The organism is Methanothermobacter thermautotrophicus str. Delta H (genome assembly GCF_000008645.1).
In the GTDB taxonomy this organism is placed as follows: Archaea; Methanobacteriota; Methanobacteria; order Methanobacteriales; family Methanothermobacteraceae; genus Methanothermobacter; species Methanothermobacter thermautotrophicus.
The window spans coordinates 718,950-744,812 of sequence record NC_000916.1; the positions used below are offsets into that span (position 1 = coordinate 718,950).

General features: G+C 50.1%; 28 protein-coding genes, 2 tRNA genes and 1 pseudogene. 17 read left to right on the forward strand and 14 right to left on the reverse strand.

Annotated elements, in window-relative coordinates:
• Positions 1–147: 147 nt before the first annotated feature.
• Positions 148–873: a heparan-alpha-glucosaminide N-acetyltransferase gene (locus MTH_RS03705; protein ID WP_010876426.1), complete on the reverse strand. Its 726-nt coding sequence runs from the start codon at positions 871–873 to the stop codon at positions 148–150.
• A 128-nt stretch (positions 874–1,001) separates the two neighbouring features.
• Here MTH_RS03705 and MTH_RS03710 point away from each other — a divergent pair.
• The 4 genes from MTH_RS03710 to MTH_RS03725 all read left to right on the forward strand — a co-directional run bounded on the left by MTH_RS03710 (position 1,002) and on the right by MTH_RS03725 (position 3,678).
• Positions 1,002–1,075: transfer RNA gene (locus tag MTH_RS03710), tRNA-Gly, on the forward strand.
• Positions 1,076–1,077: 2 nt separating this feature from the next.
• Positions 1,078–1,151, forward strand: a tRNA-Gly gene (locus MTH_RS03715).
• Between the two features lie 322 nt (positions 1,152–1,473).
• Complete coding sequence (locus tag MTH_RS03720) at positions 1,474–2,514, forward strand: hydroxymethylglutaryl-CoA synthase (RefSeq protein WP_048060900.1); 1,041 nt, start codon at positions 1,474–1,476, stop codon at positions 2,512–2,514.
• 12 nt (positions 2,515–2,526) lie between these two features.
• Positions 2,527–3,678, forward strand: coding sequence for a thiolase domain-containing protein (locus MTH_RS03725; protein ID WP_010876428.1), 1,152 nt, complete (start codon positions 2,527–2,529; stop codon positions 3,676–3,678).
• Between the two features lie 323 nt (positions 3,679–4,001).
• Here the strand turns inward: MTH_RS03725 and thsA are convergent, their stop codons facing one another.
• Positions 4,002–5,618 carry a thermosome subunit alpha gene (gene thsA, locus MTH_RS03730; RefSeq protein WP_010876429.1) on the reverse strand — a complete coding sequence of 539 codons (1,617 nt, stop codon included), beginning with the start codon at positions 5,616–5,618 and terminating at the stop codon, positions 4,002–4,004.
• Positions 5,619–5,748: 130 nt separating this feature from the next.
• Here thsA and MTH_RS03735 point away from each other — a divergent pair, with 130 nt between their 5' ends.
• Both MTH_RS03735 and MTH_RS03740 read left to right on the forward strand, forming a co-directional pair.
• The gene (locus tag MTH_RS03735) at positions 5,749–6,957 is read left to right on the forward strand and encodes a transglutaminase domain-containing protein (protein WP_238374278.1); all 1,209 of its coding nucleotides are present in this window, start codon (positions 5,749–5,751) and stop codon (positions 6,955–6,957) included.
• Positions 6,958–7,019: 62 nt separating this feature from the next.
• Positions 7,020–7,634 (forward strand): cyclase family protein, encoded by a 615-nt coding sequence (locus MTH_RS03740; RefSeq protein WP_010876431.1) that lies wholly within the window; start codon positions 7,020–7,022, stop codon positions 7,632–7,634.
• Positions 7,635–7,637: 3 nt separating this feature from the next.
• Here the strand turns inward: MTH_RS03740 and MTH_RS03745 are convergent, their stop codons facing one another.
• The 9 genes and pseudogenes from MTH_RS03745 to MTH_RS03785 form a co-directional block, all read right to left on the reverse strand.
• Positions 7,638–8,159, reverse strand: coding sequence for a hypothetical protein (locus MTH_RS03745; RefSeq protein WP_048061248.1), 522 nt, complete (start codon positions 8,157–8,159; stop codon positions 7,638–7,640).
• Positions 8,160–8,388: 229 nt separating this feature from the next.
• Positions 8,389–8,826 (reverse strand): phosphatase PAP2 family protein, encoded by a 438-nt coding sequence (locus tag MTH_RS03750; protein ID WP_238374242.1) that lies wholly within the window; start codon positions 8,824–8,826, stop codon positions 8,389–8,391.
• Positions 8,827–8,955: 129 nt separating this feature from the next.
• Positions 8,956–9,999, reverse strand: a complete 1,044-nt coding sequence (gene asd, locus MTH_RS03755) for an aspartate-semialdehyde dehydrogenase (protein ID WP_010876434.1) — start codon at positions 9,997–9,999, stop codon at positions 8,956–8,958.
• A gap of 12 nt (positions 10,000–10,011) precedes the next feature.
• On the reverse strand, positions 10,012–10,833 hold the full coding sequence (gene dapB / locus MTH_RS03760) for a 4-hydroxy-tetrahydrodipicolinate reductase (protein ID WP_010876435.1): 822 nt from the start codon (positions 10,831–10,833) through the stop codon (positions 10,012–10,014).
• A 12-nt stretch (positions 10,834–10,845) separates the two neighbouring features.
• Positions 10,846–11,737, reverse strand: a pseudogene (gene dapA, locus MTH_RS03765) (4-hydroxy-tetrahydrodipicolinate synthase).
• Entirely contained in the window at positions 11,734–12,954 is a 1,221-nt protein-coding gene (locus MTH_RS03770; protein ID WP_010876437.1) for an aspartate kinase, read from the reverse strand. The pseudogene dapA and the gene MTH_RS03770 overlap by 4 nt, the downstream one beginning before the upstream one ends.
• 49 nt (positions 12,955–13,003) lie before the next feature.
• A complete protein-coding gene (locus MTH_RS03775; protein ID WP_010876438.1) occupies positions 13,004–13,192 on the reverse strand; it encodes a 30S ribosomal protein S17e in 189 nt (62 codons plus the stop codon).
• A gap of 1 nt (position 13,193) precedes the next feature.
• Positions 13,194–13,490, reverse strand: a complete 297-nt coding sequence (locus MTH_RS03780) for a chorismate mutase (RefSeq protein WP_010876439.1) — start codon at positions 13,488–13,490, stop codon at positions 13,194–13,196.
• 40 nt (positions 13,491–13,530) lie between these two features.
• The gene (locus MTH_RS03785; protein WP_048061249.1) at positions 13,531–14,391 is read right to left on the reverse strand and encodes a shikimate kinase; all 861 of its coding nucleotides are present in this window, start codon (positions 14,389–14,391) and stop codon (positions 13,531–13,533) included.
• A 249-nt stretch (positions 14,392–14,640) separates the two neighbouring features.
• Here MTH_RS03785 and sppA point away from each other — a divergent pair, with 249 nt between their 5' ends.
• The 7 genes from sppA (at position 14,641) to MTH_RS03820 (ending at position 20,747) form a co-directional block, all read left to right on the forward strand.
• Entirely contained in the window at positions 14,641–15,504 is an 864-nt protein-coding gene (sppA, locus tag MTH_RS03790) for a signal peptide peptidase SppA (RefSeq protein ID WP_010876441.1), read from the forward strand.
• A gap of 75 nt (positions 15,505–15,579) precedes the next feature.
• On the forward strand, positions 15,580–15,837 hold the full coding sequence (locus MTH_RS03795; RefSeq protein ID WP_010876442.1) for an MJ0307 family thioredoxin: 258 nt from the start codon (positions 15,580–15,582) through the stop codon (positions 15,835–15,837).
• Between the two features lie 34 nt (positions 15,838–15,871).
• Positions 15,872–16,966, forward strand: coding sequence for a cobalt-precorrin-5B (C(1))-methyltransferase CbiD (gene cbiD, locus MTH_RS03800; protein WP_010876443.1), 1,095 nt, complete (start codon positions 15,872–15,874; stop codon positions 16,964–16,966).
• A gap of 144 nt (positions 16,967–17,110) precedes the next feature.
• Positions 17,111–17,584 carry a cyclic pyranopterin monophosphate synthase MoaC gene (gene moaC, locus MTH_RS03805; RefSeq protein ID WP_202943324.1) on the forward strand — a complete coding sequence of 158 codons (474 nt, stop codon included), beginning with the start codon at positions 17,111–17,113 and terminating at the stop codon, positions 17,582–17,584.
• 11 nt (positions 17,585–17,595) lie between these two features.
• Positions 17,596–19,668 carry an ATP-dependent DNA helicase Hel308 gene (gene hel308, locus MTH_RS03810; RefSeq protein WP_010876445.1) on the forward strand — a complete coding sequence of 691 codons (2,073 nt, stop codon included), beginning with the start codon at positions 17,596–17,598 and terminating at the stop codon, positions 19,666–19,668.
• A complete protein-coding gene (locus MTH_RS03815; RefSeq protein WP_010876446.1) occupies positions 19,655–20,122 on the forward strand; it encodes a DUF2115 domain-containing protein in 468 nt (155 codons plus the stop codon). Before hel308 ends, MTH_RS03815 begins: the two co-directional genes overlap by 14 nt.
• A gap of 100 nt (positions 20,123–20,222) precedes the next feature.
• The gene (locus tag MTH_RS03820) at positions 20,223–20,747 is read left to right on the forward strand and encodes a DUF2115 domain-containing protein (RefSeq protein WP_010876447.1); all 525 of its coding nucleotides are present in this window, start codon (positions 20,223–20,225) and stop codon (positions 20,745–20,747) included.
• A 57-nt stretch (positions 20,748–20,804) separates the two neighbouring features.
• On the opposite strand, the gene MTH_RS03825 is transcribed toward MTH_RS03820, so the two are convergent.
• From MTH_RS03825 to MTH_RS03835, 3 genes are all read right to left on the reverse strand, one after another.
• The gene (locus MTH_RS03825) at positions 20,805–21,284 is read right to left on the reverse strand and encodes a DUF308 domain-containing protein (protein ID WP_143485761.1); all 480 of its coding nucleotides are present in this window, start codon (positions 21,282–21,284) and stop codon (positions 20,805–20,807) included.
• A 107-nt stretch (positions 21,285–21,391) separates the two neighbouring features.
• Complete coding sequence (locus MTH_RS03830; protein WP_048060902.1) at positions 21,392–21,691, reverse strand: DUF2098 domain-containing protein; 300 nt, start codon at positions 21,689–21,691, stop codon at positions 21,392–21,394.
• Between the two features lie 12 nt (positions 21,692–21,703).
• Positions 21,704–21,973: a PRC-barrel domain-containing protein gene (locus MTH_RS03835; RefSeq protein WP_048060903.1), complete on the reverse strand. Its 270-nt coding sequence runs from the start codon at positions 21,971–21,973 to the stop codon at positions 21,704–21,706.
• A gap of 73 nt (positions 21,974–22,046) precedes the next feature.
• On the opposite strand from MTH_RS03835, the gene MTH_RS03840 reads away from it, so the two are divergent.
• The 4 genes from MTH_RS03840 (at position 22,047) to MTH_RS03855 (ending at position 25,810) form a co-directional block, all read left to right on the forward strand.
• Positions 22,047–23,072 (forward strand): CBS domain-containing protein, encoded by a 1,026-nt coding sequence (locus MTH_RS03840; RefSeq protein WP_010876451.1) that lies wholly within the window; start codon positions 22,047–22,049, stop codon positions 23,070–23,072.
• 86 nt (positions 23,073–23,158) lie between these two features.
• Entirely contained in the window at positions 23,159–24,766 is a 1,608-nt protein-coding gene (locus MTH_RS03845) for a tRNA uridine(34) 5-carboxymethylaminomethyl modification radical SAM/GNAT enzyme Elp3 (protein ID WP_048061250.1), read from the forward strand.
• A gap of 9 nt (positions 24,767–24,775) precedes the next feature.
• On the forward strand, positions 24,776–25,441 hold the full coding sequence (gene deoC, locus MTH_RS03850; protein ID WP_048060904.1) for a deoxyribose-phosphate aldolase: 666 nt from the start codon (positions 24,776–24,778) through the stop codon (positions 25,439–25,441).
• Between the two features lie 15 nt (positions 25,442–25,456).
• The gene (locus MTH_RS03855; protein WP_048061251.1) at positions 25,457–25,810 is read left to right on the forward strand and encodes a cyclophilin-like fold protein; all 354 of its coding nucleotides are present in this window, start codon (positions 25,457–25,459) and stop codon (positions 25,808–25,810) included.
• The last annotated feature ends 53 nt before the right edge of the window (positions 25,811–25,863 follow it).

Sequence of the window (25,863 nt, forward strand, 5' to 3'; positions counted from 1 at the left end):
GATCAAAACCTAAAGGTCAATTTTCTTTTTTAGAAATTAATAAACTTTTCTATAAGCTTTGATTTACCTGTTAACAAAACTTTGATAAGTATCGTCCAGGCCATTTACGGGAGGTTATTTAGGTCATGAATCTTTCTTTTCAGTCCTTTAAGAGGTTAGATACATGGCTGCCCAGATTATCCCAACTATCACAGGCTGGTGGACCAGGTAAACCTTCAGTGAGTTTCTTCCGATCAGCTGAAGTAGAGAGGGACTCCATGCCCTTAATCCAAATCTTCTACGGTATCCCGGGTAGAGGGTGTCTCCGGTGAAGATTCCGAGGAGCACAACACCCAGCCACGGGAAAAGCGGGAAGTAGTCAAGGGTGTAAAGATTATAGGGCCTGATTCCAAGCCACATCAGGAGGGGAGTTTCAACCCGCAGCCCTGACATCAGGACCCCCACCGTGATTGCAACAGCCGATAATGCAAGTGCAACGGTTCTCCTTCCAGCAAGGGGGTGTGTGAGTATCACTGCAAGGCCTATGAAGTGGAGGACCCCGAAGACAATGAAACCATTGTGGGGGTAGATCCATGTTGCGGCGGTGATGACCATCCCCCAGAGGAATATCTTCAGACCTCTTATGATGTAATGCCGCCTGGAGGTAACCCCTCTTCTTGAATGGCTCAGGCTGAGGGACACCCCAACCAGGAATATGAAAAGGAACGCCGTCAGCCTGCCTGTGAACCAGATCACCGGCGACCCCATGTCAAGATCCAGCACACCCAGGAAGTCAAGATCAAAGAGGGTATGATATACAATCATCATCAGGACGGCGGCGCCCCTAAGTGCATCGACCTCCCCGAACCTTTCAGTTACATGAACTGTACCCATGCAGGACCTCCGCTTAATATATGAACCCCCTGAGGATAAAAGAAGATGCCCCGGATCATGGCAGGATCAAAAGAAAAATAGAAAACTTTATATAAGATGACCTCAAATCTCTTTTATGCCTACGAATTGCGGCGTTAGTCCAGCCTGGTTAAGACACTGGCCTGCCACGCCAGCGACCCGGGTTCAAATCCCGGACGCCGCATAGCGGTTGTAGTCTAGTCTGGTTAGGACTCGGGCCTTCCAAGCCCGCGACCCGGGTTCAAATCCCGGCAACCGCATATAAACTGCTTCTGTCAATCTTGTTCTAGATTCTCATGCACTGCTTCTATTCAAACTGCTTCTATAAGTCCTGTTCTAGATTTCCACGTACACTGATCCTTTTTCTATTGATTCAATGCCCATCTAATTTCAGATTCGGGGATGGCATCCAGTTAAAGATTACAGGTCCCATTTATCAGACTTACATGCTTTTTGAGAGTCTCTAACGCGGGTGCCATATATCATCTATATATATCAGAAGCCATGATAGTAGAGCAAGGAATAAATACTTTAATTTTAGAATAATAACAGGATCCAGACTAATATTATGGTGTGATACTCATGGCTGGAATAGTCGGATATGGAGTTTACATTCCATCATACAGAATAAAGGTTGAAGAAATCGCGAGGGTCTGGGGAGACGACCCCCAGGCCATATCAAGGGGGCTGGTTGTGGAGGAAAAATCGGTCCCTGGTCCTGATGAGGACACAGCAACAATCTCAGTTGAAGCTGCCCGTAATGCCCTCAGAAGGAGCCAGATAGATCCCTCAGAGATAGGAGCTGTCTATGTGGGATCAGAATCCCACCCCTACGCTGTTAAGCCAACAGCAACAATCGTTGCAGAGGCTGTTGAGGCAACACCCGAGATGACAGCAGCTGACCTTGAGTTCGCATGTAAGGCAGGTACCGCAGGTATACAGGCCTGCATGGGACTTGTTGACTCAGGCATAATCAAGTACGGCCTTGCAGTCGGTGCTGACACAGCCCAGGGAGCCCCCGGTGACGCCCTTGAGTACACTGCATCAGCAGGAGGGGCAGCCTATGTTATAGGTGGAAAGAACTGCCTTGCAGATATAAAGGAAACCTACAGCTTCACAACAGACACCCCCGACTTCTACAGGAGGGAGGGAATGCCCTACCCCCGGCACGGGGGAAGATTCACCGGTGAACCCGCCTACTTCAAGCATGTCCTGGGAGCCGCGAGGGGTATGATGGAGAAGACCGGTCTCAGCGCAGATGACTTCGACTACGCGGTCTTCCACCAGCCAAACGGGAAGTTCTACCTGAAGGCCGCTCGCAAACTGGGATTTGAAAGCGAACAGGTTAAACCGGGACTTTTGACGCCTGTGATAGGGAACACCTACTCAGGTGCAACACCAGTAGGCCTTGCAGCAACCCTTGACGTTGCAGAACCAGGCGCAAGGATACTGGCAGTGTCCTATGGTTCAGGTGCCGGGAGCGACGCCTTCATAATAGAGGTGAATGATCTCATAGAGGAGAGGCGTGACCTTGCACCATCCGTGGCCGAGATCATCAAAAATAAGAGGTACGTCGACTATGCCTTATACGCCAAATTCAAGGGCAAACTCAGGATGGCTTAAGAGGGTGATAATATGAGGGATGTAGCAGTTATTGGAGTTTCACAGACAAAATTTGGAGAACTCTGGGATGTCTCCTTCAGGGACATGATAACCGAGGCCGGACTTGGGGCCATAGAGGACGCAGGAGTGGAGGGCGCAGACCTTGATGCGATGTACGTTGGTAACATGTCAGCCGGTCTCTTCATAAAACAGGAGCATATATCCTCGCTCATCGCGGACCATGCTGGCCTGACACCCATACCCTCCACAAGGGTTGAGGCCGCCTGTGCATCAGGGGGGCTCGCCCTCAGGAGCGGCATAATGGCGGTGGCATCAGGATACCATGACATCGTGATAGCTGCAGGTGTTGAGAAGATGACCGACGTTGTTGACCCAACACCGGCAATTGCAACAGCATCCGACCAGGAGTGGGAGGCCCAGCAGGGTGTCACATTCCCATCACTGTATGCCATGATGGCCAGGAGGCACATGTATGAGTACGGTACAACCAGGGAGCAGCTCGCCATGGTCTCAGTGATAAACCATGAGAACGCCTCAAACAACCCCCGGGCCCAGTTTCCGATGAAGGTCACGGTTGAACAGGTCATGAACTCCACCATGGTAGCGGATCCCCTCAGGCTCCTCGACTGTTCACCGATATCTGATGGGGCCGCAGCGGTTATACTATGCCCTGCAGACATGGCGAGGGAGTACACAGACACACCTGTCTATGTGAAGGCGTCTGCACAGGCCTCAGGTACCATTGCACTTCATGACAGGAGGGACATAACAAGGATTGATGCAACCGTCAATGCAGCCAGAAATGCCTTCAAGATGGCCAAGCTGACTCCAGGGGACATAGACCTTGTTGAGGTCCATGACTGTTTCAGTATAAACGGTATACTGGCTGTTGAGGACCTTGGATTCGTCGAGAAGGGTGAAGGTGGAAGGGCCTTTGAGGATGGTATGACAAGGATTGATGGTGACATACCGGTTAACCCATCAGGTGGGCTCAAGGCACGTGGCCATCCCCTTGGAGCCACCGGTATAGCCCAGGCAGCTGAGGTGGTATGGCAGCTGCGTGGTGAAGCCGGTAAGAGACAGGTGGAAGGTGCTGAAATCGGCATGACCCACAACATCGGTGGAACCGGTGGAACAGCGGCGGTCCACATATTTTCAAGGTGAATAATCCTTCAACCTTTTTTATTAATTTAAGAATGGCTCAGATCTGTTTGTTGATCTTTTCTTATTCCATGCGAGGGGAACCAAACTTTTTTTTGAACTGAGGAAGTCACCTAAGAAACCAGAGTTAGAAAGAGTACAGTTCTTAACTTACATTTTATTGCAGGATGAGTCCCGTCTCTGCCGGACAGAATAAATGATCCCAGATCTACAGAACGCTTTCTTAAAAGAAAGGATCTATGTCTACTTAAATCTCTCCATAATGAGAAAAAGAGTTATGTGGAAGTGAATTGGGGTGATTCCAATAGAAAAAGTTGGGGGATGCCTTACATTGGAGGCATTCCGCCCATGCCGCCCATTTCCTCCATTCCTTCCTCGCTGGAACCGGATGATGATGCGGCTATGACGTCGTCTATGCGCAGTATCATCTCAGCTGCTTCAGCTGCAGACTGGATGGCCTGTTTCTTGACCCTGTGGGGTTCAATTACTCCTGCTTCCTTCATGTCGACGATTTTACCATCGAAGACGTCGATTCCCATGTATGTTGATTCCTCATGGGCTGCCCTGAGGTCAACTAGGACGTCGATGCTGTCAAGACCTGCGTTCTCTGCAAGGGTCTTTGGCACGATTTCAAGGGCCTCTGCGAAGGCTGATACTGCCAGCTGCTCCCTGCCGCTTATTGAGTCAGCATAGTCCTTGAGCCTCTTTGCGATTTCTATTTCAGGTGCTCCGCCTCCTGCAACGACCTTACCATCCTCAACTGTTGCAGCGACTACGCCTATTGCGTCTTCGATTGCCCTTTCAACTTCGCTTACAACGTGTTCGGTTGATCCCCTGACGAGTATTGTCACTGCCTTTGGTTCCTTGCACTCTTCAACGAAGATCATTTCTTCGCCTGAGATCTTCTTCTCTGATACGACTCCTGCTTCACCCAGGTCCTCTGGGCTGAGGTCCTCGATGTTTGTGACTATGTTTGCTCCTGTGGCCTTGGAGAGTTTCTCCATGTCTGACTTCTTGACCCTTCTCACTGCAAGGACTCCTGCCTTGGCCAGGTAGTGCTGTGCGAGGTCATCGATGCCCTTCTGACAGAAGAGGACGTTTGCGCCTGTATCAACTATTGAGTTGACCATGTCGCGGATCATCTGCTCTTCCTGTTCGATGAAGGCCTGCATCTGTGATGGGTCTGTTATCCTGATCTCTGCGTCAACCTCTGTCTCTTTAACTTCGATCGGGCAGTTGAGGAGTGCTATTTTGGCGTTTTCAACCTTCTTTGGCATTCCTGGGTGGACCCTTTCCTTGTCGATTATAACACCCTGCACGAGTGTTGAGTCATCCACTGCTGCGCCTTCCTTCTTCTCTATCTTTATGTGGTCCTTCTCGACTTCGCCATCCTCTTCAACCTGCTTGACCGCATCCACTATGAGCTCTGCCAGTGGTTCCCTTGCCTTTTCTGTTCCTTTTCCTGTCATTGCGGTCATTGCAACCTTCATGAGGGTGTCCCTGTCGCTGGCGTCGATTGCAATGTCGTCGAGTATTTCCTGGGCCTTTTCAGCGGCCTGCCTGTAACCCATTGCTATTATTGTTGGGTGGATCTCCATTTCAAGGAGATTTTCAGCCTTTTTGAGTAGTTCCCCTGCTATTATGACTGCTGTGGTTGTACCGTCCCCTACCTCGTCTTCCTGGGTCTTTGCAACCTCGACGAGCATTTTTGCTGCTGGGTGCTCTATGTCCATTTCCTTGAGTATTGTGACACCGTCGTTGGTTACAACAATGTCTCCAAGGGAGTCAACAAGCATCTTGTCCATACCCTTAGGTCCAAGGGTTGTTCTCACGGTCTCTGCGAGTATTTTACCCGCAAGGATGTTCATCCTCTGTGCGTCTCTTCCAAGATACCTGCTTGTACCTTCGGGCAGTACAAGAATTGGCTGCTGTCCCTGTGCCATTCAATCACCTCAGTTTTAATTATAAATCAGTATGCAGTTATCAATGGGTTAGAGGTTCTATAAATAGTTTTCGCTGCTTCTCCAGAAGAATATTTAACGAAGATGGAACTTAAAGTAATCTGTGATAAAAATGAGGCAGCTCCAGAAAGCCTCAGTATACCTTACCATGACCCTGATTTTGATCGTGGCCATGGAAAGTTCCCATGCCCTTGAGAATGATTCAGAAACCCTGAACAGCTCTGAAGTCCTGCAGGCAAGTGTCAGGGTAGCCAATTTCATGGAAAAGTATCAGAGGCTCCCTGAAAACATAAGTGCTGGAAACAGAAGTCTTGATTGTGCATCCTACACATATGCCCTTAGCAGAGTACTGAGAGGCTCAAGGACCGTTGAATACAGAACTGTAAATTCACCCGCCCTCGATATTCGCCGCATATCCCTGAAACTGAGCAGAACACAGTACACTGAGATAACAGTAAGGTTCAGGGACTTTACAGATAAATACAGTAGATGCCCGTCAACGGTGTCCTACAGTGGAGGTAAAATCGATTTCTACAATACAGTCTACCTCCTCTCAAAGATTGGGCGTTACAGGTACCAGAAGGGGAGGATGCCCACATACGTGTATATAAGGACTCCGGTACCCCTCAATGCATACAGGATCAACTCCCAGACCGTTGACTCCAGGATAAGGAGCATAAACTCTGAAATCAGGAAGACGTCTTCCCTCATCAAGAGGATCAGGATCAGAATAAGAACCACAGGAAACACCAGGACCAGGATCATGCTTCAGAACAGACTCAGGACACTTGAGAACAGATACACCTATCTTAAGGGGCAACTCAGATACTATGAGGGCCTTAAGAACAGCCCCTGGTATGTCCCTCCATCCCTCAGAACGTATCTGAGTTCAACAGCCTACTGCAGCATCACGGATCCCAATGTGGTATACCTTGCCCGTGAACTCTCAGGAAACACCAGCTACTCCACTGCACAGAACCTCTTCACCTGGGTACGTGACAACGTTGACTACTCCTTCTACTACAGGACACGTTACGGTGCCTCGGGTACACTCCGGTTAAGGAAGGGCAACTGCGTTGACCAGGCACACCTCATGGTAGCCCTTGCAAGGACCAGTGGTATACCTGCACGCTACGTCCGTGGTTACTGCAGATTCATAAGCGGGAACTGGTACTCCCATGTATGGGCCCAGGTATGGATAAGGGGTCGTGGATGGGTTACTGCAGACACAACCCACTCCCTCAACAGACTGGGACATGTAAGTAACTGGAACACAACTGTCTCAAGGGTCAGCGAGGTACTCCGTGAATACAGGCTTTAAAGGATCCTTCGTCCCTGCAGTTAGAAAACAGTTAATATTTTCACAGATGAAACAATCACATTATGAAAATAATCGACCTGACCCATAAAATAGAGGACTCCATGCCTGTTTTCCCTGGTGATCCACCCGTTAAACTGAGAATTGAAAGTTCAGATGCTGATTACATTACATCCTCACTGTCCCTGGGTATGCACACAGGGACCCATATAGACGCCCCCCTCCATGCACACTGCAGTGCCCTCACCGTTGATGGAATAGGACTGGAGGAACTCACAGGTGAGGGTTTCCTTGTATCCGGGGGAGAGATTTTAAATGGGGGTGATATAGCCGTCATCAGAACTGGCTGGAGCTCAAGGTGGGGCTCAGAGGGGTACTTCAGGGACTACCCGGGTATAAAGAGACGTCTTGCAGAGGAACTGGTGGAACATGAAGTTCTGGGGGTCTGCGTCGATGGCCCCAGTGTGGACAGGCCCGGAGAAACTGATATCCACAAACTCCTCCTCAAAAATGGGATATGGATTGTGGAGAACATAACAAACACTGACCTGCTACCGCCTAAATTCAGATTATTCGTTGTTCCGCTCTCTGTGAGGGCTGAAGCATCCCCTGCAAGGGTATTTGCAGTTACAGGCTCTGGAAGTGGGTCAAGTAAAGATAGAAGCTCATTCCAGCGGTAAAACTCACCTCTTAACCTTCTCCCAGAGGGTTCTCCTGCCCTCACTCACCGACCTGAAGTAGCCCTTCCTCTCAAGGTTCCTGAGTATCTGGACCATGTTCTCAAGTTTCAGGTCCTTAAACCCTATCTCATTTATGAAGTCAAGCATCTCCTCTGTGGTGGCCCTCTCATCGGGCAGCAGACGGTAGATCTGTGACTGGAAGGATGTTAAATCCTTTTCAGGTTTCTGTGTAAGGGCCTGGAAGTATTCCCTGTACCTTTTGAGGTCAGTTATCCGGGATTCCTTATCTGCTATGATGCCCTTGAGTTCCTGTATCACCCTGTCCTTTTCAGCCATGATTCTTTCAAGTTCATCTATACGCCTATCCCTGATTTTAAGTGCATCCTCAAGTTCCTTAACCCTCTCACAGTTATCTGAATTCTCACGGCATTTCCGGAGATCCATCTTGAGCTTGCTTATCTCCAGCATGCACGCCTTTACAAGAAGCTTGAGCTGTTCCTTTTCTGAATCCCTCATGAACCTCATGGTATCCCTTTCCATTTAATAGATATCACATTAAAACTTAAAAACCTTCCCAAATGAAGCCCGCGGATCACTGCAGCTGCATTAACAAGGAAAACCTCCCAAAGCATAGATGAGTCCCTGCCGATAAGCATCTGATTCCCATGACACCCGAGGGGCCCTGAAAAGGATGACGATTCCATCAGAACAGAACACTGAAACAGAAGAAGTTTGTCTGGTTTTTAAAATGCGCCTAATTTTGCTGCAGCCTGTCAAAACGGCAGAGACCAAAACATTTAACCCTCTCATCTATCTTCAGGGCGGTGAATGCACATAAAACTCCGAGAACGGCCCCTGCGAGGACGTCACTTGGGTAATGGAGACCAAGGTAGATCCTTGAGATCCCCACAAGTGATGCGAGGATGATGAAAAACCATGGTCTCCCTAACCTGAAGTAGAGGGAGATGAAGCCGGCAAATGCGGCCACAGCATGGCCCGATGGCATAGAATAGCCCCCGGCAACTGTGGCGTGCCTCACCCACCCAATCACCTCATAGGGTCGTGGTCTTGCGATAACCATCTTAAGGGCTTCGCTCAGGAAGAATCCCAGGACAAGTGCCGTGAGGGCCATGAATGCAGCCTCCCTCTCATCCTCACCACCAAGGAGGTAGAGGAGGAGGCAGAGTATCACCCAGAAGGCCTGGGTCCCGCCGAAGGTTAAAAGTGGCATTAAAAAGTCAAGAAATGGTGATGCCAGGACCGAATTAAAAAAATATAGGACAGATAGATCAGGGCCCAGAAGGGTGGGGTGCATGGTATCCTAGAGTATCTCATTTATGAGTTCTGCATTCAGAATCGATGCCCCCGCCGCACCCCTCACGGTGTTATGACCCACAAGGACGTACCTTAAACTGTTTTTGAATGCAGCGTCCTCTCTGAGCCTTCCGACGGTAACAGCCATTCCACCGTCCATGTCCCTGTCCATCCTTGGCTGGGGTCTGTTTTCCTCATCCCTCACCACCACAGGTTTTTCAGGGGCGGAGTGGAGACCCAGCTTCTGTGGGAGTCCCCTGAATTTATCCATTGCCTCCCTGACATCATCAATATCAAATTCATCATCCAGTTCAATGAAGACCGCCTCGGTATGACCGTCAACGACGGGTACGCGGTGACATGATGCACTCACGCCAAAGCTGGCTGGTTTCACAACGCCTTCATCGAGTTCTCCCAGCAGGTGGAGGGTCTCTGTTTCAATCTTTTCCTCCTCACCGCCGATGAAGGGCACCAGGTTATCAAGTATGGCCATTGAGGGGACTCCATTGTAACCGGCACCGGAAACCGCCTGCATGGTTGATACATAGACCCTTTTTATTGTGTAGGCGTCGTAGATGGGCTTGAGTGTGAGGGTCAGGGCTATTGTTGAGCAGTTGGGGTTGGTGACAATGAACCCGTCCCACCCCCTCCTCCTCTGCTGCACCTCTATGAGGTCAAGGAACTCAGGGTTGACCTCAGGTATCACGAGGGGGACATCCGGTTCCATCCTCATTGCACTGGCATTTGATGCCACTATGTATTTCTCTGCAAATTTTGGTTCAACCTTCCTCGCCACGTCTGCAGGGAGGGCTGAGAAGAGTATATCAACGTCCCCAACAGCTGAGGGATCCGTTTCAACGACCTCCATGTCCCTCACAGATTCTGGCATCTCACAGTCAAGGTACCAGTTTGCCACCTCCCCGTAGGGTTTCCCGGCGGATCGTGAAGAAGCCGCCAGGGTTGTAAGCTCAAATTCAGGATGTTTATCAAGCATCTGAATGAACCGCTGTCCAACCATTCCTGTTGCTCCCAGAACACCCACATTAACCATAATATCACCTTATCAGTTTATTCCCAGAACATCCCCCATATCCATTATCCTTCCGGGTTCTGCATCCTCAATGAATCTTATAGCCCTTATGACTCCACCTATGAAGGCATCCCTGCTGTGAGCCCTGTGAACTATCTCAAGGCGCTCACCGTCACCTGCAAATAGGACAATGTGGTCCCCGACGATGTCACCACCCCTAACTGCATGGACACCTATCTCATCCCTGCTCCTCTCGCCTGTGAGTCCGGATCGGCCATGGACTGCGACCTCACTGGCCCTTCTGCCTGTGGCCTCTGAGATGACCTCCAGTGCACGTACAGCTGTACCTGATGGTGCGTCCTTCTTGTGTCTGTGGTGTGCCTCAATGATCTCAACGTCATAGTCAGAGAGGATCGGTGCAAGATCCCTGAGGACCTTGAAGAACACGTTGACCCCCACTGCCATGTTCGGTGCGATTACGGCCCTCACACCTGACCTTTCTATGCAGTCCCTTACTGTCTGCATCTCCTCCTCTGAAAAACCTGTTGTGCCAACCACAAGGTTAACACCGGCCTCGGTTGAAGTCTTTATTGTTTCGACTGCTGCAGATGCGACTGTGAAGTCAACAAGGACGTCGGGTTCTGTCTCTGCAAGGGTATCTGCAAGATTTGATGCATCAGTTACCTCAACTCCAACACTGCCTCTTCCTGTGAACTCTCCTATGTCCCTGCCCCTGAGGGGTGTGCCGGGAGCCTCAATTGCTGCCACCAGTTCCATGTCCTCCTCTTCAAGGACCCTCCTTATTATCCCTGATCCCATGCGCCCGCATGCGCCTGTAACTGCAACCCTTATCAAGCATCACACCCCCTAGATCAGTGCCAGTTCCTCCAGGACCATCATGAGCCTCTCACGGTTTGCATCCTGCAGGGGTGCCAGGGGCATCCTCACATGACCCGCGGGCCTTGCCCATCATGTTAAGGGCCTCCTTGACAGGTACGGGGTTGCTCTCAATGAAAAGGACCTTCATGAGACTGTAGAGTTCATAGTGTGTTTTCATTGCAGACTCGAAGTCCCCTGAGAGGGCCTCGTTAACAAGTCGGCTCATACGAGCCGGGTCGACATTTGCAACCACCGATATCACACCCTCGGCACCCATGGAGATCATGGGGAGAGTCAGGTTATCGTTACCTGAGAGGACTGTGAAGTCATCAAGGCCCAGGTCCATGAGCCTTGACCTGAGCATGGATACCTTGTCCAGGTCGGGGCTGGCCTCCTTTATCCCAATTATCCCGTCGAGCTTTGCTAGTTCGGCGACCGTGTCAACGTCTATATCTGTGCCTGTCCTTGAGGGGACATTGTATATTATGAGTGGTATGTCAGCGGCTTCCTCCAGCATGGTGTAGTGTTCAATGAGTCCATGGGGCTGGGGCTTGTTGTAGTAGGGGGTTATGACGAGGGCCGCGTCTGCACCGGCGTCCTCTGCGTACTCCACAAGTCCCATGGCCTCCCTGGATGAATTGCTACCTGCCCCTGCAACTGTCCTGACGCGACCGTTGACCTCATCCACCAGTATATCGATCATTCTCCTCTGCTCTTCGTGGGTTATTGTCGCTGATTCACCGGTTGTTCCGGCAACCAGCAGGCCATCAACCCCGTTCTCTATAAGGTAGTTTATGTTCTCCCGCAGCCCGGCCTCATCCACCACATCGTCCTCTGTGAATGGAGTAACCATGGCCACAACTGTGCCTTCAATCTTCATTCAAGAACACCCCTTACAAGTTCATATGCCTTTTTACCATCATTCCAGTCAACAAAAATAACCACAGATGTCTGTGAGGATGAAATTTCAACTATGTTAAGGTCATTATCCCTCAGGGGCTTGGTGATTTCAGATATTATGCCGGGTGTATCTATGAAATCCGGGCTGGATATTGTTATCATTGCGATGTCCCTCCCAAGGGAGAGTGAACTGAGGTCATCGTCTGCAATGACCACATCGTGGAGGAGCCTGTGGGCCTCATCGGCGTCCTTCTTATCCACGAAGATTGTGACCGAGTTCTGGCCGGTTGAAATTCCTATGATATTTATGGAGTTCTCTGCAAGCCTTGATGTTAACCGGGCCAGTATACCTGGCTTGTTCAGTATCTTTTCACCCACAACAGCAACCACGGATATTGGATCCGGGTTGAGGGTTGTTGTCTTAACCATCTTATTCTTTGATGGTCCGATTATCTCGGTTCCTGGTGCAGATAGGTCCCCGTGCTCAAATCCTATTATCTTTGCCTTTATATCAGGGTCCTTGTATTTTAGGGCGTGGGGGTGGAGTACCTGGGCCCCATGGGTTGCAAGGTCCCTCATCTCCTCAACGGATATTTTATCAAGTTTCTTGGCACCCTGAAGTTTGTTGGGGTCCGTGGACATGACACCTCCAACGTCTGTTACGATTATAACCTCATCTGCCTTCAGGCAGTGACCAAGGAGGAATGCTGTTATGTCACTTCCACCCCTCCCCAGGGTGGTTATGTAGCCGTTGGGGTCCCTTCCAAGGAAGCCGCAAACCACAGGTATTATTCCCTGATCAAGGAGTTTAAGCAGTTCCCTTGATTTCTCCTCAGTTGCCTCAAAATCCACCTTAGCATTTAAAAGGTTGCTGTCGGTTATTATTGGCCATTCATCCATGAATGGGTCTATATATTCTGATTTAACTCCGAGTGCCTCTATCGCGGATGAGAATATCCTGACACTGGTCATTTCACCCATGGATACTATTTCAGCCAGCTGCTTCTCTGTGACAGCGTCTTCCATTGCCTCGTCCACTATCTGGAGGAGTTCATCGGTTGTCTTATTTATGGCAGATACAACGACAACGACCTTCCTGCCCTTCATGTACTCCTTCACAACTGAACGGGCCGCCTTCTTAATTCGCCTACCATTTCCTATTGATGTACCGCCAAATTTAGCAACTATTAACTCCATTAACCTTCACAACCTTTTAAATGTTGGAAAAAATGAAAAAAATTCTGTCTTATTTCTGCTGGCTGATGATCCTTGTAATGTAACCTGCTATCTTGTTTCTTAGGTGTTTGGTGCTTACTGTTGAGAACTCCTCCACAAGTTTCTTGTTAGTGTCAAAGTCGTCTGTAAATTTCCCTGGATGAGTTTCTATCATCTCTTTAGCTATTCTTTTTACAAAGGATGTCCTTATGTTTCCCATTTCATTGCCTCCTTAACATTTCTTTCTGTTCAGTTTTACTGAGATCCATCAGAATCTTCATCAGTTCTGTAAGTTTATTCTCATCGATACCATTTTCCCTGGCGATTTTCCGGGTCCTCTCTATAATCTGGAGTTCCCTTTCAGGATCCAGGATCTCCATTCCAAGGACCTCCTTGGCCTCTGCTATCTCCCGTGCAAGGGCTATCCTTGAGGTTATGAGGTCAAGTATGTCCCTGTCTATTCCATCTATCTTCTGCCTGGATCTTCTGAGGACCTCCCGTGCTCTGTACTCATCCATAAATTACATTCCCCTTTCTTCCATTCAAGGGTCACTGGAGTTATTCAAGGACACGTGTACCCTCGTTGTCCACTGATGTTACAAGCACATCTCCCTCAAGGTTCTCCCAGGCATCGATGATATCAGCTTCAGAGTCCTCATGTGTTAGGGCCACAAAGGATGGCCCGGTTCCTGAGAGACCCGCTGCAAGGGCACCCGCCTCAAGGGCGTCAAGGGCTATTCCCGGATCGAATCCCAGGGATGCACAATAGAGTATCCCGTTGAGTGTCAGGGCACTGTGGACCCTTCCATCAAGGACCTCCCTGAAGGCCATATCAACCCAGGGGGCCAGCAGTTTCATCCGCGGGACATCTGATTGTGCAGTCAGTGATTTTCTGTCCGGCATATATATTAATACCTTTTGATTTTCCATCGGCTCCCTGAGGATTATGCGCCTCTCCATGTTATCTGTCACGGTTAAGCCGCCATAGAATGATGCACTTGCATCATCATAGGCCCCGGTAACACTCACACCCGCCTGCAGGGAAGCGTCAACTGCCATGTTGAGCATCTCAAAATCCTCCATGGGTTGGAGGCCAAATTCGTCTGATAAAAGGGATGAAACTGCCATCACGGTGGCGTTGGATGCCGCGCTGCTGCTTGAGAGTCCGCTGGCAACAGGAAGGTCCGATGATGTTACCACCCTCACACCGGCATCCACTCCATAATGCTCAATCACCATCCGGGTGCAGAGCTCCATGAGAGATGTGTCAGCACCCTCACGGGAGATGCACTCCACCCCTGAGTCAATCAGCTCTGCCTCTGCCTCCACCCTCAGTCCTATGCCGAATGCTGAGCCCCTGCCAGTCGCAATCGCATTAATCACGGTTGCGGATCCAGGGGACCTTACAGTTTTCTTCACAACCATCACTCCAGGATTCTATGATCGTTCACTGAATAGATTATTAGGCTGCAAAGCACTCCAGAGAGCACCTCAAGCTCTCAAACACTGCAAAGTGTATTCATCAATTAAATAGTATCTAAGTGCAATATTTATATAGTGGTAGAACATTCTATTAATAAAAATGGTTAAAAATTTAGGATGGTACATGGATGTCTGATATAACAAAAACTCCTGAAAACATGACTGGAGGTAAAAAGGTCTGATACCATGGATAGAAACAGCAAGATAGTAGTCGGTCTCGTCGCGGTCCTCTCAATCGCAGGTTTGGTGCTTTCATTAGCCGGTCTGCTGGAGGGCGGCGAGGGTACGATAGCAATAATACCTGTCCACGGAGCCATAGCCTATGACACGGCAGGGTTCTCTGATGGAGTGGACCCTGATGACATAAAGGAGCTCATCGCTGAAGCCAACAGCGATCCCTCAGTTAAGGCCATTGTCCTCGACATAAACAGCCCGGGAGGGACACCTGTTGCAAGTGAGGAACTCATGGATGCCATAAATAAATCAGAAAAACCAGTGGTGAGCTGGATAAGTGATTCAGGGACCTCGGGGGCATACCTTGCAGCATCAGCCTCTGACAGGATAGTTGCGAGTCCCTCAGCATGGGTTGGAAGCATAGGTGTCATACTCGACCTTACGGATCTCTCCCAGATGTACAGGCAGATGGGGATAAACAAGTACGCCATAAAGGCCGGTGAGTACAAGGACATGGGTGCCGATTACCGCATGATAACCGATGAGGAGAGACAGATGCTGCAGTCAATGGTCAATGAGGAGTACGACTACTTCATAAAGACCGTGGCTGCCAACAGAAACCTTAGCGTCTCCTACGTGAAGAGCCTGGCAGAGGGCCGGATATTCACAGGCAGACAGGCTGTACGCAACCGGCTGGTGGATTTCACTGGAGGGAAGGACTATGCAGTTGAGGTGGCTGCGAAGCTCGCAGGTGTGAAGAACTATAACACGATAACCCTCGAGCCTCCTTCTGGCTTCCTAAGGGTCCTCTCCAGCATGTTCTCAAGGCTGGGATTTGCCTCAGGGAACACAACGGAAGAGCTGCAGCTCCATTGATGAAGGTGGAAAAGGATAAGTATTTATCTAAAAAGGGGAAGAAGATAATTATATTACTCTCACGGAGGTTAAGAAATGGTTGTTAATATAGAGGTTTTCACATCCCCAACCTGCCCTTACTGTCCAATGGCAATCGAGGTCGTTGATGAGGCCAAAAAGGAATTCGGAGACAAAATTGATGTCGAAAAGATCGACATAATGGTTGACCGGGAAAAGGCCATAGAGTATGGGCTGATGGCTGTCCCTGCCATAGCAATCAACGGTGTTGTCAGGTTCGTTGGGGCCCCAAGCAGGGAAGAACTCTTTGAAGCCATAAATGATGAGATGGAATAACTTCTTTTTCAATTAATTTTTAAGGATTTTTCTGATGAATGATGAGAGGGTATTCGGGATTACAACTGGAACAGCTGCCACCGCAGCAGCCCTCGCCTCACTCCTGTGTCTGAAGGGCTGTGAAGCCAGTAAGGTCAGGGTCAGGACCCCATCCGGGATCCTGGAGGTTGACGTTGAATATGTTGAGCGCATCTCAGGTGACACCGCCAGGGCCTGTGTCATCAAGAGACCCTACCCTGACCCTGATGTCACCGTGAATCTTGAGATCATTTCCACTGTTCAGATCACAGGGACACCTGAAATCATGATAAGGGGTGGTGAGGGTGTTGGAATCGTCACAAAGCCCGGTCTCCAGGTCCCCCCCGGAGAAGCAGCCATAAACCCTGTCCCCAGGAGGATGATAGAGGAGAACCTCAGGGAACACCTCAGGGATGATGAGGGCGCTGTGGTCACAGTGTCTGTGCCCGGGGGGGAGAGGATAGCCTCCAGGACCATGAACCCCCGTCTCGGGATCATCGGAGGTATCTCCATCCTTGGGACAACAGGCATAGCCAGGCCCATGTCCACCGAGGCATACCGGGAATCCCTTGCCTGTCAGATCGATATCGCCACTGCCAGGGGTTTCAGGGAACTCGTATTTGTACCGGGTAACATAGGGGAGAGATTCGCCCGGGAGTACTTTGAATCCATCGAGGATGAGAGGATAATCCAGATGGCCAACTTCCCAGGCTACATGCTGGAGGAGGCCGATGGCAGGGGGGTTGAGCGGATAATACTCATGGGCCATGCAGGTAAACTGATCAAGCTGTCTGCCGGGATATTCCAGACCCGGAGTTCAGATGCAGATGCCCGCCGCGAGATAATGGCTGCCCATGCAGCCCTCATGGGTGCCTCCAGAGATACGGTGACCAGAATATTCAACGATGGGACCGTGGAGGAGATGATATCTGAACTCGAGGGTGAAGGGTTGACAGGTAGGGTCTTCAACAGCATAGCAGATGCCATAAGGGAGAGGTTCAATGAGAGGTTCTCCTTTGATACCGATGTCCTGATTTTCAGCCTGGATGGCCGGATCCTCAACTCAAACTTCAAGACTAAAAGGAACCACAGATTTACTGAAGTATTTTAGAATCCATCAAAGAAATTCATGAGTGATGATAATGAAAGAATTCACCCATGTATTTTAGAATCCATCAAAGAAATTCATGAGTGATGATAATGAAAGAATTCACCCATGTATTTTAGAATCCATCAAAGAAATTCATGAGTGATGATAATGAAAGAATTCACCCATACAGATGAAAAGGGGGTCCGCATGGTTGATGTGGGCTCAAAGCCAGTTGTTAGGAGAACCGCGACAGCCGAGGGCCATATACTCCTGCGTGAAGACACCATAAACTTAATCCGTGAAAAGAAGATTGAAAAGGGGAACGTGCTTGCAACGGCCCAGATAGCAGCCATAGTGGCCGTTAAGAGGACCTGGGAGATAATACCCCTCTGCCATCCCCTCCCCCTCACAGGTGTTGATGTTGAATTTGACCTGGATGATGACCGGATCACCGCCAGGGTTACTGTGAGATGCGATGGGAAGACTGGTGTTGAGATGGAGGCCGTAACCGGTGTATCCGTTGCCCTGCTCACAATATGGGACATGGTTAAAAGTGTTGAGAAGGACGATGATGGCCAGTACCCTGAAACGGCCATCAGCAACATAAGAGTCATTAAAAAGGAAAAGCTGGAACTCTGAGGCGTGTTCATATGAAGTCCCTCCCACCTGAAATGAGACAGATCCTCGGGGACTGCTACCCCCATATAAGGGAGCTGAACCCTGCCCAGAGGAGTGCCATTGAAGCGGGTTACCTTGAATCAGAGGACAACTACATAATAGCCATACCCACAGCCAGCGGAAAGACCCTCCTTGGTATCATTGCAGCCCTGAAAACGGTCATGGAAGGTGGGCGCGTGATCTACACAGTGCCCCTTCTATCAATCCAGAACGAAAAGATAAAGGAATTCCGCAAACTTGAAGAACACGGTATAAGGGTCGGTAAGGACCCGCGGACCTCTGACATCGCGGTCATGGTCTTTGAATCCTTCGACAGCCTCACCAGGTTCTCATGGAATATCCTCCGGGAGGTTGACCTCCTCATCGTTGATGAATTCCACATGATAGGGGAGTACACGAGGGGCCCGGTAATCGAGTCTGCAATTACAAGGGCAAGGACCCTGAATCCATCAGTACGTATAGTTGCACTCTCTGCAACCCTCTCAAATATGGATGAAATAGCCGGATGGCTCGACGCAAGGGTTGTGGAGCACGACTACCGGCCTGTTCCCCTTCATCGGGAGGTCCTTGACACTGAGATGTTCGGGGTCAGGGAAAAGAACGATGTTGTCCTCAAGGTTCTTGAGAGGTCCCTTGAGGATGGGAGCCAGACCCTCGCCTTCGTATCCACCAGGAGGTTCACAGAGTCCCTCGCATCCCACCTTGCAGATAAGATATCAGGGAAGATACCTGATGACATGGTGGAGAGCTTCAGGGAGGTGGCCGGGAAGGTTCTTGAGGTTCCAAAGTCCAGGGGATCCCCTCCAACCTCCACCTGCCTGAAACTTGCAGAATGCCTGGAGGCAGGGATCGCATTCCACCATGCAGGACTCTTCAACAGGCAGCGGGAGATAATAGAGGACGAGTTCAGGGACGGGAATATACTGATGATAACCGCCACTCCCAGTCTCATGTACGGAGTCAACCTCCCATCAAGGACAGTTGTGATAAGGGACTACACCAGGTGGACGAGTCAGGGCCCCAGGAGGATCCCTGTATTTGATTATGAGCAGATGTCTGGTAGGGCCGGGCGGCCCCAGTATGATGATGCCGGCTACTCCTACCTCATAGCCAGGAGCCATGATGAGGCCATGGATCTGGAGGAGTACTACATCAGGGGTGAAGTCGAGAGGACGACCTCACGTATCATAGAGAACAGGGACGCCCTGTACAGACAGATAATTGCACAGGTCGCCTCCGGTCTCTCAGGAACCACGGAGGAGCTGGCAGATTTCTTCAGAAACACATTCTATGGGTACCAGATGGTTGAGGGTCCCTTCAGTGATTCATTCGGGATGGACAGTATTCAGTATGAGGTCGAGAACGCCACAGAGTACCTTATGAGGAACAGGATCCTCTATCCTGGCCCTGAAGGATTCTCCGCAACAGAGTTCGGTCTCCTCATAGCAAAATCCAATTACAGTGTGGAGACGGCCATCAAGCTCCACCAGTTTGCATCAGAGATGGATGAGATGGACATATACCGCCTCATCTATGAGATAACAAGGACACCTGATATGCCCCTGATATCATTCAAGGGGAGGAAGAGCCGGGACCCTGTCCGTGATAAGCTGATGGAACATGGGCTCTTCCTAATGGACGTCGGGAACGAAGAGGCGACGGCAGCTGCTCTGATTGAGTGGATCAATGAGAGAACAGAATATGAAATAGAGAATGCGTTTCATGTTTACGCTGCTTCAACGAGGCGCTCGGCCTACGAAGCCTCAAAAATCGTTAAATTTTTTGGTAAGATCTGCGAGATAATGGGAGTATACAGGCACTCCAGTCAACTCGAAATCCTTTCTGCAAGGCTCTATTATGGTGTGAAAGAGGATGCCATACCCCTTGTGGTTGGTGTGAGAGGGCTTGGAAGAGTCCGGGCCCGTAAGATCATCAAAACCTTTGGTGAGGATCTGCGACATGTGCGGGAAGATGAACTTAAACGTATTGATGGAATCGGACCAAAAATGGCAGGGGCTATTAGAAGGTACTGTGAAAGGTTCTGATGCCCTCATAATGGCTCTGAGGAACATGGCAGCCACTCTAGGTGTGTATGATCTGATGGAGGTGCGTGTCTTCCTAGAAAGGAGTTGCAGATTTGTTCAGGAGAGATACAGGGCAATATATGTGGATGCATATATGTCCATGGTCGTCGACTCCGTGCTTGACCTTAAGGCAGGGTTCTCAGGGACGCCTGAAATGGATGATGCACGTTACAGCCTCAGGGATGCCCTTAAAAGGCTGGATGAAATCAACGCTCCCACCATTGTTGGTTTAACTGTTTTATACAGAACCTATGTTAAGGGGGAACCGCTGCACCCTCCCGGAACACCATTTCCCGGAGGTTTTGAGGTTGAAAAAAAGGATGGTGTCCACTACTGTCCAGTTAAGGATAAACAGAGTGATAACCCGGAAGCCCTATGTGATATCTGTATCGCCAGACAGAGCCCCCTTCCCTGATCTTCCAGGAGGATTCAGCCCTTGTCTACTGTGATAAATAGGGATACCTCCAGCACATCAGAAATACCCCGAAATCGTCCGGAGTGCAGGTCGTGAGCAGATGATAAGAAGCAGTGATATTCCAGAAAAGATGACAGAGATGCAGCTCCTTGAAATGCTTAAAAAGGAGGCCTCCTCTGTCCATATAAAGGATATAATGAGTGCATCGGTCTACCTGAGGGAGGACGCCAGGTACCTGCCGCCCAGGGAGCAGAAGGAGTTCATCGAAAGGTTCACCAGGGCCTTCTTTAACAGGATACGGGATATAAAGAATGATAAAAACATCTACCAGGGTCATGTTGACACCGCAGGGTTAAAGGAATTCATAGACTTCCTTGACCAGCAGTTAAGCCAGGCAAAAACAGAAAATGAAAGGTGCTTTCAGAAGATCGCCCGTATAATAACAATCTACGTCACATTCGTAAGGAAGGAACCCGTTCATCCAGTGGGGACCCGCTTTCCCGGTGGTTTCACGGTTAGAAGGGAGGGAAATGTCTTCTACTGTCCTGTCAAGGACAGACAGATAAACACTCCCGGTGCCCTCTGCCGTTTCTGTGTCAGCATCCAGGACCATGATATCTCCTGATATGTCAGGAGACCCGTACCAGAAGCCTGAAAGCAGGTTATTCTCTCTTCTTATTTCCTAATACATCAGGAGACCGATTCCATCAATTACCAGTGATAGGCCTATCAGGAAGGCCAGGAATACCGGGTTGCTTACGAATATCCCCAGGATTATATAGATGAATCCCAGAACCACAACAGATATGGCTGCAGCCCTTCCAGCCCTGTGTTCCCTTGAGAAAAGAGCTGTTATACCTGCAATTATAAGGATTATACCCGTTATGTATATCCAGAACGCCGCTAGGAAACTGAAGAGAGCCACATTACCTGCAATGGTCGCTGCAACGATTACACCAAGCACCCCCAGCAGAATGTAGAGCACCCCTGCTCCCCTGTTAACCTTCCATGTTCCAGAACCAAGCAGGAAGAGCCAGATAGCAACAAAGAGCACTGCCACACCAGTGAGGACACTCAGGGTAAATACTGAGAACACAGGAAAAAGAATCACAAGGATCCCCAGGATCAGAGATATGAGGCCTGGAATCTTTGTATCAGACACACTTTCACCCCCCTTCATTGTATATACTAATATGAATTTAATAAGAGGTCAAATCCAGACAGAAAAATCAGTAGATGGTTCAGCAAGAAAAGAAAAGGTGATGCAGATCAACCACCACCATCACATACCTCTGAACCCATATCCACATCCTCAAAGTCTTCCTTCATCTTCCTGATGCGGTCAATGGTGTCACCGCGACCCCCCTTCCTGACCGCCCTCCGGAGTTCGGATTTATCCACAACCTCCAGGTATCCTGTATTGTACCAGAGGTCTGAGTCCTCAAGGCGGACCCATCCCTCGCCATCCTCAACCTTGATGGCTGAGATCTCACCGGTGGTCCCTGTTCCAGTGTAACGTACAGCCATTCCCACCGTCAGAACATTTCCGTTTATGTCCTTTACCTCCATGCCACTCACCCCTCATTCAGGGGATATCTCCATGGACTCCTCCTCTTCGGGGGCCTCCTCTGCCTCATCTGCAGCTATTGCAAGGACGACGTAATCGCCGACCCGGCTGACACTCTCCATATCAACGATGAAGGTCCTCTGCTTGAGGGACAGTTCACCCTTGGATATTATGAGGGACTTTATGAGGCCCTCCTCAGGATCCACCTCCAGGTCAGAGACCTTACCTATCTCCATTGCATTTTTATCCAGCACCTTAAGACCGAGGAACTCCGTCACCTTCATTTGAACACCATGAAATGTTATGTCAGTCATGCTATAAAAAATGATTTATTCATAGCACCCCATATAATAGAACATGACTTCAGTTAAAATATTCAGTGTCTCAGGGATACCCATTGAACTCGATTTCTCATTTCTACTGCTGATGCTGTTCATATACATCCTCGCCTACCTTGGATTCCTCTCAGTGAACCTTGCAGTTCTAATAACCCTTGTATTTGTAACCGTGGTGATACATGAACTGGCCCACTCCTACGTTGCCCTGAGGTTCGGTGTGAAGATAAAGAGCATACTTCTGCTCCCCATCGGTGGGGTTTCAAGGATGGAGGAGATACCCCGCATCCCACGCCAGGAGTTCATGATATCAATCGCCGGGCCCCTCACAAATATACTCATGGCCCTCATCACAGCGGTCCCGCTCCTGTTTGGTCTGAAAGGAGCTGCTGCAAGTTTCGCAGGTGACTTCCTTGCTGTGAACCTGCTTCTTGCAATCTTCAACCTCATACCTGCCTTCCCGATGGATGGTGGCCGTATACTGAGGGCCATCCTGGCTGCGAGACTGAATTACATCAGGGCCACCCGGATAGCTTCGAACCTCGGAAAAATCATAGCGGTCCTGATGGCCGTAACCGGTCTCTTCTACAACTTCTTCCTGATACTCATCGGCTTCTTCATCTACATCGGAGCAGAGCAGGAGTACCAGGCAACCCTCATCTCATCACTCCTGGAGGGTGTCAGGGTGGCAGATGTTATGACAGAGAACCCTGTGACTCTTCACCCTCATATGACGGTTAAGGAGGCCCTCGATGTGATGTTCCGTGAAAAGCACATGGGTTATCCTGTGACCGAGGCCGGTGAACTGAGGGGTATTGTTACCTTCCATGATATATCTGATGCCAGCAGGGACCTCAGGGTGGAGGATGTCATGACAGGGGACGTTGTCACAGTGCGAGATGATGAGGAGGTTACAGGAGCCCTTGAGAAGATGAACCGGCTGCAGCTTGGAAGGCTCCCTGTGATGAGGGACGGTAAACTCACAGGTATAATTTCAAGAACAGATATAGTCAGAACACTCAACCTGATGAACAAAAAAACAGAATAACCAGGATCAAAAAACTCGAGCGATGAAAAACCGAATGGATATGATGTACAGAATGGATGAACACCGATAAACAGGGGATCAGGATCATGAAGGACGCGTCACGCCTCATAATCAATGGAATAATTTCAGGTGAAATAAGGACAAGGAAGGACCTTGAGAGGTTCAAGCACAGGGTCTGCCGTGAAATGGGACTTGAGAGATTCATGAGCAACTCTGAAATCCTTGAACATGCGACTCCGGAGGAGAAAAAGGTTATAGAGGGCCTCTTGAGAAAAAAACCCACAAGGACCATCTCAGGGGTTGCTGTCGTCGCTGTAATGTGCCAGCCCCGGGAATGCCCCCATGGGAGGTGCCTGTACTGTCCAGAGAGTGAAAAGGCACCTCCCAGTTACACTGGAGAGGAACCTGCAGCCCTGAGGGCCAGGATGTACGATTTCCACCCCTACAGGCAGGTTTACAACCGCCTGGAGCAGCTCCACAGCATAGGTCACCCCGTGGATAAGGTTGAACTCATAGTTATGGGGGGGACCTTCCCCTCCCACAGCCTCTGCTACCAGGAGTGGTTCATCTCCATGTGCCTCAAGGCCATGGTGGACTTCGGGGCGGAACTCAGGGGCATCAGGGTGGATGTGCCAGAACACCATGGATACGTGAAGGTTGAGGACGCCCAGAGACTAAACGAGTCCTCGCCGGTGAGATGCGTTGGCATGACCTTCGAGACAAGACCAGACTACTGCAGGGAGGAGGACGTGGACAGGATGCTGGGCCTGGGAGTTACCAGGGTCGAGCTGGGAGTTCAGACCATATACAACTACATCTACCAGCGGATCAAGAGAGGCCACAGCATAAGGGATGTGGTGGAATCCAACAGGATCCTCAGGGACTCCGGGGTGAAGGTTGCCATGCACCTGATGCCTGGCCTGTTCTCAGACTTTGAAAGGGACCTGCGCATATTCAGGAGGATATTCAGGGACCCCTCCTTCAGACCGGATATGATCAAGATATATCCCTGCCTTGTGACCCGTGGCAGCGAACTCTACAGCCTATGGGAGAGGGGCCTCTATAAGCCCTACTCCACTGAGGAGGCGGTTGAACTTATCGTGGAGATAAAGAAGATGATGCCGAAGTGGGTGAGGACCATGAGGATACAGAGGGATATTCCCTCACGGCTCATAGTGGACGGTGTCAGGAAGTCCAATCTCGGTGAAATGGTCTACAGGCGCCTGGAGGAGGAGGGGGTGAGGTGCAGGTGTATAAGGTGCCGTGAGGTTGGACACATGTCAAGGAGGGGTGTGAGGGTCGACGAGGATGCTGTTACCCTCATGGTGGAGGAGTACGCAGCCACCGGGGGGCGGGAGTTCTTCCTCTCCCAGGAGGACCCTGAAAATGACGTCCTTGTGGGTTTCCTGAGGCTGAGGTTCCCATCAGAGGAGGCCCACCGCCCCGAGGTCGATGATAAAACAGCCCTTGTAAGGGAACTGCATGTATACGGTTCAATGCTCCCCATAGGAGAAAGGGGAGATGCCGTTGGTCAGCACAGGGGCTACGGTGAGGAGCTACTTGCAAGGGCAGAGTCCCTGGCTGCTGATAATGGAATGGAGAAGATACTTGTAACAAGTGGGATAGGTGCCCGTGAATACTACAGCAAATTCGGATACCTGAAGGAGGGCCCCTACATGGCAAAGAAACTTTAGGTGGTTAAAATGAATGTGGAGACAAGGGAGGAACTTGCATCACTTATAGACCACACCAATGTGAGGGCTGATGCAACAGAAAATGATATTGAGAGGCTATGCAGGGAGGCGGTCAGCTACGGCTTCAGGTGCGCGGTGGTCACACCCACCAATGTCAGGCTGGCGGCTGAACTCCTTGAGGGGACCGATGTGACGGTCTGCTCAGTTGTTGGTTTCCCGGCAGGCGTCAGTACACCCCGCGTTAAGGCCCTTGAAGCCTCTGAGGCCGTTGAGAACGGGGCCGGTGAGGTGGACATGGTCATGAATATCGGGGCCATGAAGTCAGGCAATAGGGAGCTCGTATACAGGGATATCAGCGGCGTTGTTGATGCCGCCGGCGTCCCCGTCAAGGTTATACTTGAAACAGCCTATCTCACAGACAAGGAGAAGGTTGAAGCCTGCCTTATAAGTAAAGAGGCCGGTGCGGCATTTGTTAAAACATCAACAGCCTATGGTGGACTAGCCGGCGCCACAGTTGAGGATGTGATGCTCATGCGGAAAACGGTGGGTGATGAGATGGGAGTCAAGGCATCTGGGGGAATAAGGGATCTTGAAACAGCCCTTGCGATGATAGATGCTGGGGCAGACAGGATCGGGACATCAACCGGTGTACAGATAATCGAGGGATGGAGGTAGTGGCTGGTGAGGACCATGAGGATAAGGATAACCGTTGAGGGTAAGGGCCATGCCACCGGTGAACTTGATGATAGAAACCCCGAATCTGCAAGGAGAATCTATGATAGCCTTCCTATTGAGGGGAGGGCCCTCCTCTGGATGGAAGAGGTCTACTTTGACATACCCCTCGACCTTGACTATGAGAACCCCTCTGATAGTGCCTCCCCTGGTGACATCTCCTACTGGCCGCCCGGTTATGCCCTGTGCATCTTCTTTGGATCAACACAGCCCTATTCACCTGTGAACCACATAGGCAGGATAACCAAAAACCTTGAGCTCTTCTTCAGTGTGGATGAGGGTGACAGGATAATAATAGAAAGGGAAGAGTAACCTGCTGAAAGGGGCTGAGCCTCCCTGAATTCCTCCCAATAGGAAGGAAAGCA